This is a genomic window from Mycobacterium sp. TH-M103 (assembly GCF_057473785.1).
Window position 1 is genome coordinate 1 of record NZ_JBYCLG010000056.1, and the last position, 9,230, is coordinate 9,230.

At 69.0% G+C, this 9,230-nt stretch carries 11 protein-coding genes and 1 pseudogene; 2 read left to right on the top strand and 10 right to left on the bottom strand.

Annotated features, from left to right (window positions below; genetic code table 11):
* The 4 genes from AC2VOR_RS02690 to AC2VOR_RS02705 all read right to left on the bottom strand — a co-directional run.
* Positions 1-246, bottom strand: a 246-nt coding sequence (locus AC2VOR_RS02690; RefSeq protein ID WP_486963164.1) for a GTP-binding protein, incomplete at its 3' end; no start/stop codon positions are given.
* Positions 247-329: 83 nt separating this feature from the next.
* Positions 330-800, bottom strand: a complete 471-nt coding sequence (gene rpsG / locus AC2VOR_RS02695; RefSeq protein ID WP_044509806.1) for a 30S ribosomal protein S7 — start codon at positions 798-800, stop codon at positions 330-332.
* Positions 800-1,174 carry a 30S ribosomal protein S12 gene (rpsL, locus tag AC2VOR_RS02700; RefSeq protein WP_369740636.1) on the bottom strand — a complete coding sequence of 125 codons (375 nt, stop codon included), beginning with the start codon at positions 1,172-1,174 and terminating at the stop codon, positions 800-802. Before rpsL ends, rpsG begins: the two co-directional genes overlap by 1 nt.
* 257 nt (positions 1,175-1,431) lie before the next feature.
* Complete coding sequence (locus tag AC2VOR_RS02705; protein WP_369740638.1) at positions 1,432-2,088, bottom strand: TetR/AcrR family transcriptional regulator; 657 nt, start codon at positions 2,086-2,088, stop codon at positions 1,432-1,434.
* Between the two features lie 140 nt (positions 2,089-2,228).
* Between AC2VOR_RS02705 and AC2VOR_RS02710 the strand changes: the two genes are divergently transcribed.
* Entirely contained in the window at positions 2,229-2,606 is a 378-nt protein-coding gene (locus AC2VOR_RS02710) for a DUF3060 domain-containing protein (protein ID WP_486963165.1), read from the top strand.
* Positions 2,607-2,662: 56 nt separating this feature from the next.
* Complete coding sequence (locus tag AC2VOR_RS02715; RefSeq protein WP_486963167.1) at positions 2,663-3,145, top strand: DUF3060 domain-containing protein; 483 nt, start codon at positions 2,663-2,665, stop codon at positions 3,143-3,145.
* A 4-nt stretch (positions 3,146-3,149) separates the two neighbouring features.
* Here the strand turns inward: AC2VOR_RS02715 and AC2VOR_RS02720 are convergent, their stop codons facing one another.
* The 6 genes and pseudogenes from AC2VOR_RS02720 to AC2VOR_RS02745 all read right to left on the bottom strand — a co-directional run.
* Positions 3,150-3,917, bottom strand: coding sequence for a crotonase/enoyl-CoA hydratase family protein (locus AC2VOR_RS02720; RefSeq protein WP_369740641.1), 768 nt, complete (start codon positions 3,915-3,917; stop codon positions 3,150-3,152).
* Positions 3,914-4,654 carry a PaaX family transcriptional regulator C-terminal domain-containing protein gene (locus AC2VOR_RS02725; protein WP_369740642.1) on the bottom strand — a complete coding sequence of 247 codons (741 nt, stop codon included), beginning with the start codon at positions 4,652-4,654 and terminating at the stop codon, positions 3,914-3,916. Before AC2VOR_RS02725 ends, AC2VOR_RS02720 begins: the two co-directional genes overlap by 4 nt.
* 3 nt (positions 4,655-4,657) lie before the next feature.
* Positions 4,658-5,596, bottom strand: a complete 939-nt coding sequence (locus AC2VOR_RS02730) for a crotonase/enoyl-CoA hydratase family protein (protein ID WP_369740643.1) — start codon at positions 5,594-5,596, stop codon at positions 4,658-4,660.
* 61 nt (positions 5,597-5,657) lie between these two features.
* Positions 5,658-7,286: an acyl-CoA dehydrogenase family protein gene (locus AC2VOR_RS02735; RefSeq protein WP_369740644.1), complete on the bottom strand. Its 1,629-nt coding sequence runs from the start codon at positions 7,284-7,286 to the stop codon at positions 5,658-5,660.
* Positions 7,287-7,337: 51 nt separating this feature from the next.
* Complete coding sequence (locus AC2VOR_RS02740) at positions 7,338-8,096, bottom strand: deoxyribonuclease IV (RefSeq protein WP_486963166.1); 759 nt, start codon at positions 8,094-8,096, stop codon at positions 7,338-7,340.
* A 201-nt stretch (positions 8,097-8,297) separates the two neighbouring features.
* Positions 8,298-9,230, bottom strand: a pseudogene (locus tag AC2VOR_RS02745) (DNA-directed RNA polymerase subunit beta'); the annotation flags it as partial.

The following is a 9,230-nucleotide window of genomic DNA, read 5'->3' on the forward strand; positions in this document are numbered from 1 at the left end:
GATGTTGATCTGGTTGTCGTTCCAGAAGCAGGTGGTGGCGGCGGAGGTGATGGTGATCCCCCGCTCCTGCTCCTGCTCCATCCAGTCCATCGTGGCCGCGCCGTCGTGGACCTCACCGATCTTGTAGCTGATGCCGGTGTAGTAGAGGATGCGCTCGGTCGTCGTCGTCTTGCCGGCGTCGATGTGCGCCATGATCCCGATGTTGCGGACCTTGGTCAGATCGGTCAGCACGTCCTTCTGTGCCACAGAGGTCTTCCCACTTTCGCTTGCTTAGTTCGCTGTCTTGGTTGCGCCCGGCCACTGTCGCCAGTCGGCGCCGGTTCCGGCTCCTACCAGCGGTAATGCGCGAAGGCGCGGTTGGCCTCGGCCATCTTGTGGGTGTCCTCGCGCCGTTTGACGGAGGCCCCGAGGCCGTTGCTGGCATCGAGAATCTCATTGGCCAGCCGCTCGATCATGGTCTTCTCACGCCGTTGCCGCGAGAAGCTGACAAGCCAGCGCAGTGCCAGTGTGGTGGACCGGTCCGGACGCACCTCCACGGGCACCTGGTAGGTCGCACCACCGACGCGGCGGCTGCGGACCTCCAGGGCGGGCTTGACGTTGTCGAGCGCTCGCTTGAGCGTGATGACGGGGTCGGTACCCGTCTTGTCACGGGCTTGCTCGAGCGCACCATAGACAATGCGCTCGGCCAGGGATTTCTTCCCCTGAAGCAGAACCTTATTCACCAGCTGGGTGACCAGCTGTGACCCGTAGACGGGGTCGTTGACCAACGGACGCTTGGGCGCGGGTCCCTTGCGCGGCATCAGTTCTTCTCCTTCTTGGCGCCGTAGCGGCTGCGAGCCTGCTTGCGGTTCTTGACGCCCTGGGTGTCCAGCGAACCGCGGATGATCTTGTAGCGCACACCCGGCAGGTCCTTCACCCGGCCACCACGCACCAGCACCATCGAGTGCTCCTGCAGGTTGTGGCCCTCACCGGGGATGTAAGCCGTCACCTCGACCTGGCTCGTCAGCTTCACGCGCGCGACCTTCCGAAGCGCCGAGTTCGGCTTCTTCGGGGTGGTGGTGTACACGCGGGTGCACACGCCACGACGCTGCGGGCTGCCCTTGAGGGCCGCGGTCTTGACCTTAGCGATCTTGTCCCGGCGGCCCTTGCGGACCAGCTGCTGAATGGTTGGCATCTAGGAGGCTTTCTGTGTTGAGCGTTCGAGGCGTTTCGGTCTCGCGGGCGTTCTTCAAGTCGTCGTACTGCAGTTATGTCCGGCCGCGTTACCCCGCGTCCGGGTGTGTCGCACGCCTGCGGCAGCGGATTTCTCCGGATGCGCCGTGGACATGCGAATTTGCCCGGCATCCGTTTACTTACGTCAGGCGCCGTAAGCCGCCAGGCACGAGCTTCCACGATACCCGCCGCCGGTCTGGCAGGTCAAAGCGGCGCCCGTCACCCCGGGGCACCTCCCGGTGCGGCGTGCTCCGCGGTGCGCCTTTCCAGGCCCGCCGCCAGGCGCAGCACCATGTCGGAGAACAGCGCGTCGGTGTCGATCTCGTCCATGACACCGGTCATTTCCAGCAGCACGAACCCGTGCAAGGCGGACCAGAACTCCAGCGCCGCGTAGAACGCCTCCTCGCCGTCGAGGCCGTAGGAGGTCAGCACGGCGATCACCGGTGCGGCCGCGCTCCTGGTCGCGGAGGTGTACTCGGGGTCGTCACCACCCAGCGGCATCCGGGTGAACGCCGAGTACCGTCCGGGGTGGTGATGCGCATAGCTGCGGTAGGCGCCGGCCATGACCAGCACCGCGTCGTCGCGGGCCCGCCCCTCACCGACGCGGTTCAGCATCATGATGATGTCGTCGATGACCCGGATCCGCACCGCGCGGCGCAAATCCTCGAGGCTGTCCACGTGGTTGTAGAGCGAGGGGCCTTTGGTGCCCAGCTGGGTGGCCAGCGCGTTGATGGTCAGCGAATCCCAGCCCTCCCGGTCCAGGAACGCCAGCGCGCCGTCGACGATGCCCTCCCGGCTCAGCTTCGCCGGACGGGAGGCGGACTTGCCGGCCCGCTGGCGCCCGGCCGCCGACGGCGGTTCCGGCCGAGCTGCCATGCGGATGCCCTTCGATTGCGCAGACGGGGTCAACTAATGACTCTAGTGGGGCGCGGTAAATGCAAATAACCCTGCCACGGCAGCGCCGACTGCACGTAGTCTCAGTCGTGCAGATTCACCCGTCGCAAAGGGGGCCCGCAGTGAAGTGGACAACCGTCGCCGGATCGCTGGCAACCTGCGTCGTCACCCTCGCCGCGGTCCCCGCCGCGTCGGCCCCGGCCGCGCACGCCAAGAACGGCGACACCCATATCGTCGGGGAGGGCGCCGAACAGACGGTGGACTGCAACGATGCAACGCTGCTGGTCAACGGCACCCGCAACGTCATCACCGCGTTGGGGACCTGCTATGCGGTGACCGTCATGGGCTCGGGCAACACCGTCGTCGCGGACACGGTCACCCATGACATCACCGTCTACGGGTCCGACGAGACGGTGTTCTATCACAACGGCACGCCGTTCCTGTGGGACCGCGGCCGTGAACTGGGCATGGTAAACCGTCTCCAGCAGGTGCCCGCATGACAAGCCAGCGACCGTCAGTGAGATTGCCGTCAACGAGCGAGGAGAACCCGGAAGCGATGCGCGCCAACTTCACCGACAACCCCCTTCGCCTGGGCGCGCTCGCCCTCGCCCCGGCCGTCGCCGCCGCCGTCCTGGCGGGCTGCAGTTCCACGGCCAACCCGCCCGGCACCCCGACGACGACGTCGAGCAGCCCGGCCTCGACGACGAGCGGTGGGGCCGCGCCGACGAGCACGAGCGGCGCAAGCACCACCGCATCGGTCCAGATCGGGAACACGCTGAACTACGGATCGATGAACACCACGGCCACCCTGAACTGCGCCGACGGGAAATCGCTGAACGTCGGCGGCAACGGCAACACGCTGACCATCACCGGTACCTGCGAAACGGTGTCCGTCGGCGGCGCGAACAACACGATCACCATCGACAAGGTCAACACCCGCATCACCGTGCTCGGGCTCAACAACACCATCACCTACAAGGGCGGCAGCCCCAAGGTGGACGACATCGGCTCGGGCAACACCATCAACAAGGGCAGCTGACCGCTCAGCTCGCGGGGGCGCCGTGCCGTCCGGCGCCCGCGGCGAACCGCCGGGCCCCTTGCATCGCCGCGGCGGAAACCCGGTGCATGCTGGCGAATTCGAAGTCGAGCGCCTCGGGCTCCGGCATGCCCCACTGGTGCAGCGCCGAGAGGCGGTCGGCGCGCATGCACTCCTGCGGCAGCGCGGCCAATTCGGCGGCCAGCTCCTCGGCCACCTGCCGGGACTGCCCCTTGGGCACCACGCGGTTGGCCAGTCCCATGGCCAGCGCCTCGTCGGCTTTGACACCGCGGCCCGTGAGGATCAGATCCATCGCCCGGCTGTGGCCGATCAGCCGCGGCAGCCGCACCGTGCCCCCGTCGATCAGCGGGACGCCCCAGCGCCGGCAGAACACCCCGAACACCGCGTCCTCCTCGGCCACCCGCATGTCGCACCAGATGGCCAGCTCCAGACCCCCGGCCACGGCGTAGCCGCTGACCGCCGCGATCACCGGTTTGGACAGCACCATGCGCGACGGGCCCATCGGGCCGGGGCCGGTGCGGTGCACGGCGTTGGCGTCGGGGGTGTCGAACGCCTTCAAATCCGCTCCGGCGCAGAAGGTTCCGCCCTCGCCCCACAGCACGGCCACCGACGCGGTGTCGTCGCGGTCGAATTCGTCGAACGCCGCGTGCAGCGCGGCGGCGGTCGGGCCGTTGACGGCGTTGCGCGCCTCCGGCCGGTTGAGGATCACCGTGGTCACCGCGCCGTTGCGCTCCACCCGCACCGGATCGCTCATGTCACCTCCACTAGTTGGGTCCCGCCTTTTTGTTCCGCCCAGTCGCGTCGCCGCGACAGTTCGGTGGCGAAGTCGTGGTAGGCCGCGCGCAGCGCGGCGCCCGGCCAGTCGGGCGGCAGCAGCTCGTCGGGCAGCACGGGGTCGGTGAGCAGGTGGCGCACCATCGCCGCGGCCACCAGGAAACGCCCGGGAATGCCGGGGGCGGCGGTCATCTCACCGAGCAGCCGGTGACCGGTCTGCGCCCAGGCGGGCAGGTCCCAGAGCTGGGCGGCCAGCTGCGCGGGCGCGTCGTCGCGGGCAGTCAGGATCCGCACCCGGTCGGCGACCTCCGGATCCAGATCCAGGTCGACGTTGTCGGGCCGCATCCACACCCCTTCGCGCAGCTCCCCGAAGCGCTTGTGGTGCATGGTCGTTCGCAGCGCGGCCCGCGTGCGCGCATCGGTGCCCACGCTGGTGACGATCAGCGTCAGCCAGTCGCCACGCCACGCCCGGGTTCGCGGGCGCATGGCGTCGTCCTGCCGGCGCTGGCGGGCCAGCAGTCGCTCGGAGAGCCGATAGCCCTCGGCGGAGCGGATCAGGTCCCCGGCGCCGACCATGCGGGTCAGCGCCACCCGCAGCGTCGTTTCCTTGATGCCGAAATCGGCGGTCAGCCTGACCAATTCGCCGGCGGTAGCGCAGGCGGGATGGGCGCCGAGCAGCACGGACAGCACCACCGAGCGGGCCGTCATGGTCGGCATCGGCTACACCCCGGAGGCTTTGCGGCCGTGGTCGCCGAAGGGTTCGTCGCGATGGCGCACCGCGTCGCGGAAGCCGTGCTCGACCGCGTCGGCGACGAACGCGTGCCCCTCCGGGGTGTGCCGGGCCACTCCGTCGAACACGGTGCTGACCATCCTGCTGGTGGCCACACCCTGTTGCAGCAGTGCGGAATTCAGGGCCAGCTTGGCCATGATGAGCTGGTTGACCGGGACCGCGGCGATCCGCTGTACGAGTCGTTCGGTGCGCTCGTCGAGGTCCTCGGGCTCCGGCGCCTCGACCGCCAGCCCCCACTCGGCGGCCTGGGCGCCGGTGATGCAATCGCCAGTGAACAACAGCCGCTTGGCGCGCTGGTCACCGAGCCGGTACGCCCACAGGCCGGCCGCCGGGATGCCCCACACCCGCGTCGGCGGGTAGCCGATCTTGGCGTCGGCGGCCGCGATCACCTGGTCGGCGTGCAGCGCGATGTCGGTGCCGCCCGCCACGCAGTAGCCGTGGATCTTGACCACCGTCGGCTTGTCGGCGTGCATGAGCGACGAGAAGCCGCGCACGAAGCGGCTCATCATCTGGTAGTCGATCATCGGGTCCCATGGTTGGTTGGGCAGGCTGTTGACCCCCTGGATCTTGCCGTCCAGGACGGTGCCCGCATATGCGCCGGTCCCGCCGGCCGAGCCGGTGCGGTCGGCGTAGGCGGACAGGTCGAAGCCCGCGCAGAAGCCCTCCCCGCGACCGGAGACGAGGATGACGTGGACCTGCGGGTCGAGGTCGGCGCGCTCCACCAGCGCGGAGAGCTCCAGCGGGGTGTCGGCGACGATCGCGTTGCCCTTCTCCGGCCGGTTGAAGGTGATCCGCGCAACCCGGTCGGTGACCTCGTAGGTCATCGTCCTCAGGTTGTCGAAGTCGACCGGCCTGATCGCGTGGGTCATCGGCGCCGCTCCTCCTCATCGCTACGCTCTGCATCGTCGCCGGCGCAAGTCATCGCGCGGCTCAGCCCTTGACCAGGGCGCGCTCCAGGATCGGCGCCAGGTCCAGCCCTGCGGGCATGGTGCCGAACGCCCCACCCCACCGGCCGTCGAGCCGTGTGGTCAGGAAGGCTTCGGCGACCGCGGGGTGCCCGTGGCGCACCAGCAGCGAACCCTGGAGCGCCAGGCAGATGTCCTCGGCGACCTTGCGGGCGCGGTACTGGATGGTGTCGACGTCGGCCAGGTCGTCGCGCAGCCGCTCGACGTGGGCGCCCAGCCGCGGGTCCTGGCCGGCGCTCTCGTCGAGCTCACCGAAGAGCACCTCGACGCACTCCGGGCGAGTCGCCATGGCGCGCAACGTATCCAGCGCGCTGACGTTGCCCGAGCCCTCCCAGATGCCCATCAGCGGCGCCTCGCGATAGAGCCGCGGCATCCCGGAGTCCTCGACATAACCGTTGCCACCCAGGCATTCCAGTGCCTCGGCGGCGTGCGGAGTGGAGCGCTTGCACACCCAGTACTTGCTGGCGGCCAGGCCGATGCGGCGGAAGAGCGCCTCGGTCGCATCGCCGCGCACCGCCTTGTCGGTGGCGCCGGCCATCCGCATCGCGACCATCGTGGCGGCCTCGGCCTCCACGGCGAGGTCGGCCAGCACGTTGCGCATCAGCGGCTGGTCGATCAGGTAGGCGCCGAAGGCCTTTCGGTGCTGGGCGTGGTGGACGGCCTGGGTCAGGCCGCTGCGCATGCTGGTGGCACTGCCGAGCGTGCAGTCCAGGCGGGTGAGGTTGACCATCTCGATGATGGTGGGTACGCCGCGGCCCTCCTCGCCCACCAGCCAGGCGACGGCGCCGTCGTACTCCACCTCGCTGGAGGCGTTGGCGTGGTTGCCCAGCTTGTCCTTGAGCCGCTGCAGCAGCATGCGGTTACGCGTGCCGTCGGGAAGGATACGCGGCAGCAGGAAGCACGACAGACCGCCCGGCGCCTGCGCCAGCACCAGGAAGATGTCGCACATCGGCGCCGAGGTGAACCACTTGTGCCCGGTCAGGCTGTAGGTACCGTCGGCGTTGGGCGTCGCCTGGGTGGTTCCGGCGCGCACGTCGGAGCCGCCCTGTTTCTCGGTCATCGACATGCCCGCGGTGATGCCCGGTTTGGTGGTGGCCAGTTTCAGTTCCGGGTCGTATTCGCGGCTGGTGAGCAGCGGCTCGTAAACCGCTGCCAGCTCGGGGTTGTGGCGCAACGCCGGGACGACGGCGTAGGTCATCGAGATCGGGCAGACGTGGCCCGCCTCCACGGTCCACGCCGAGGTCTTGGCAGCCCGCACGACGTGCGCGCCCGGGCGGTCGTCGGCCCAGGGCGCGGCGTGCATGCCGTGGGCGATGGCCGCGCGCATCAGCTCGTGGTAGGCGGGGTCGAACTCCACCTCGTCGACGCGGTGCCCGAAGCGGTCGTGGGTGTGCAGGATCGGCCGGTTGCGGTCGGCGAGTTCGCCCCAGCGCTGGGCCTCGCGGGTCGCCGAGAGCGCCCCCACCCGGTTGACCTCGTCCAGACCCCACTCGCCGCCCTCGCGGATCAGTGCCTCGACGAGCACCGCGGACGTCGCGGGGTTGTAGTTCTCCAGGGGCGGAACCTGGTTGGTGACGGCGTGGGTGTCTGACATGCCCCCATGTTACATTTTCTCGACAACCGCACAAGAGGTGTAACGGGCGGTTCAGTCAGCGGTCCGCTCCCGCAGGAACGCGATGTCGTCCTTGCGGCCCTCCTCGGCGGTTTCGCAGATGACCGGCGCGTCGGCGGCCTTGACCGCCGCGACCAGCAGTTCGGTGTCGATCTGTCCGCTGCCCAGGTTGGCATGGCGGTCCCGGCCCGAGCCCGCTTTGTCCTTGGAGTCGTTGCAGTGCACCAGGTCGATGCGACCGGTGATGGCCTTGATGCGGTCCACGGCATCCACCAGCGCCTCGCCGGCCGCCCACGCGTGGCAGGTGTCCAGGCAGAAGCCGATCCCCTTGTCGCCGATGACATCCCAGAGCCGGGCGATCGTGTCGAAGCAACGGGCCATCGCATGGTCGCCGCCGGCGGTGTTCTCCAGGTACACCGGCACGGTGGTCTGCAACTGATCCAGGGCCTTACCCCAGCGCTGAAAGCCCTCGTCGAGGTCGGCATCGTCGGCCACGTGGCCGCCGTGCACGATCACCGCGGCGGCGCCGATGTCGGCGGCCGCGTCGCAGGTGTCCTGCAACATCTTGCGCGACGGGATGCGCACCCGGTTGTTGGCCGAGGCGACATTGATCAGATACGGCGCATGGACGTAGATGGGCAGCTTGGCGACCTTGAGCGTCGCGGCGTCCTCGCGCGGCTTGGGTGCCTTCCAGCTCTGCGGGTTGCCGAGGAAGATCTGGACGACGTCGGCGCCCTCGGCCTGCGCGGCGGCCAGCGGGTCCCGGGGGCTGACGTGCGAACCGATGAGCATGGCGGCCAGTGTAGTGACGGGTTTCGGCACCGGCGACGGCACGCTCGGGACCATGCGGCGACTTTCGAAACCGATATCACCGGTGCTATCGGTTTCGCGGATCAAGAGGCGGCTTCCCGCGCGGTACGCCTGTGGCGGATGTGACTGACTTTCGCCATGCACGAAAATGCCCCGGGCGTGCCCGGGGCATTTTCGCGGAAACTACCGGTAGTCGCTGTAGCCGTAGTCGTCCAGCGGAACCGCGGCACCGGTGGCCTGGCCGAAGTCCGGGCTGTAGTACTGATCCTCGTAGGACGGGATCGTGTACGCCGCGGCCCGGGCCTCCTCGGTGGGCTGCACCGCGATGTTGCGGTAGCGGTTGATGCCGGTACCGGCCGGGATCAGCTTTCCGATGATCACGTTCTCCTTCAGACCCTGCAGCTTGTCGCTGCGGCAGTTGATCGCCGCATCGGTCAGCACGCGCGTGGTCTCCTGGAACGACGCCGCCGAGAGCCACGAGTCGGTGGCGAGGCTCGCCTTCGTGATACCCATCAGCACCGGACGGCCGGCGGCGGGCTCGCCGCCCTCGGCCACCACCCGGCGGTTCTCCGCCTCGAACTCCGCGCGGTCGATCAGCGAGCCGGGCAGGAACTCCGTCGCACCCGAGTCGATGATGGTGACCCGGCGCAGCATCTGGCGGACGATCACCTCGATGTGCTTGTCGTGGATCGACACACCCTGGGCGCGGTAGACCTCCTGGACCTCGCGGACCAGGTGGATCTGCACCTCGCGGGGGCCCTGCACACGCAGCACCTCGTGCGGGTCGGCCGAGCCCTCCATCAGCTGCTGGCCCACCTCGACGTGGTCGCCATCGGAGAGCACCCGCTCGGAACCGTCTTCGTGCTTGAACACACGCAGCCGCTGGCGCTTGGAGAGCTTGTCGTACACGACCTCCTCGCCCCCGTCGTCGGGAACGATGGTGATCTTGTAGAAGCGCTCGCCGTCCTCGAGCTGGACCCGCCCGGTGACGTCGGCGATCGGGGCCTTGCCGCGCGGGACGCGGGCCTCGAACAGCTCCTGCACGCGGGGCAGACCGCCGGTGATGTCCTCACCCACACCACCCTGGTGGAAGGTGCGCATGGTCAGCTGCGTGCC

Excerpts from the sequence above, each read along its gene's own strand:
- AC2VOR_RS02725 (WP_369740642.1), bottom strand. The coding sequence starts at position 4,654 with ATGCCGACCATGACGGCCCGCTCGGTGGTGCTGTCCGTGCTGCTCGGC.
- AC2VOR_RS02720 (WP_369740641.1), bottom strand. The coding sequence starts at position 3,917 with ATGAGCGATCCGGTGCGGGTGGAGCGCAACGGCGCGGTGACCACGGTG.
- AC2VOR_RS02730 (WP_369740643.1), bottom strand. The coding sequence starts at position 5,596 with ATGACCCACGCGATCAGGCCGGTCGACTTCGACAACCTGAGGACGATG.
- AC2VOR_RS02705 (WP_369740638.1), bottom strand. The coding sequence starts at position 2,088 with ATGGCAGCTCGGCCGGAACCGCCGTCGGCGGCCGGGCGCCAGCGGGCC.
- AC2VOR_RS02715 (WP_486963167.1), top strand. The coding sequence starts at position 2,663 with ATGCGCGCCAACTTCACCGACAACCCCCTTCGCCTGGGCGCGCTCGCC.
- AC2VOR_RS02735 (WP_369740644.1), bottom strand. The coding sequence starts at position 7,286 with ATGTCAGACACCCACGCCGTCACCAACCAGGTTCCGCCCCTGGAGAAC.
- AC2VOR_RS02740 (WP_486963166.1), bottom strand. The coding sequence starts at position 8,096 with ATGCTCATCGGTTCGCACGTCAGCCCCCGGGACCCGCTGGCCGCCGCG.
- rpsG (WP_044509806.1), bottom strand. The coding sequence starts at position 800 with ATGCCGCGCAAGGGACCCGCGCCCAAGCGTCCGTTGGTCAACGACCCC.
- rpsL (WP_369740636.1), bottom strand. The coding sequence starts at position 1,174 with ATGCCAACCATTCAGCAGCTGGTCCGCAAGGGCCGCCGGGACAAGATC.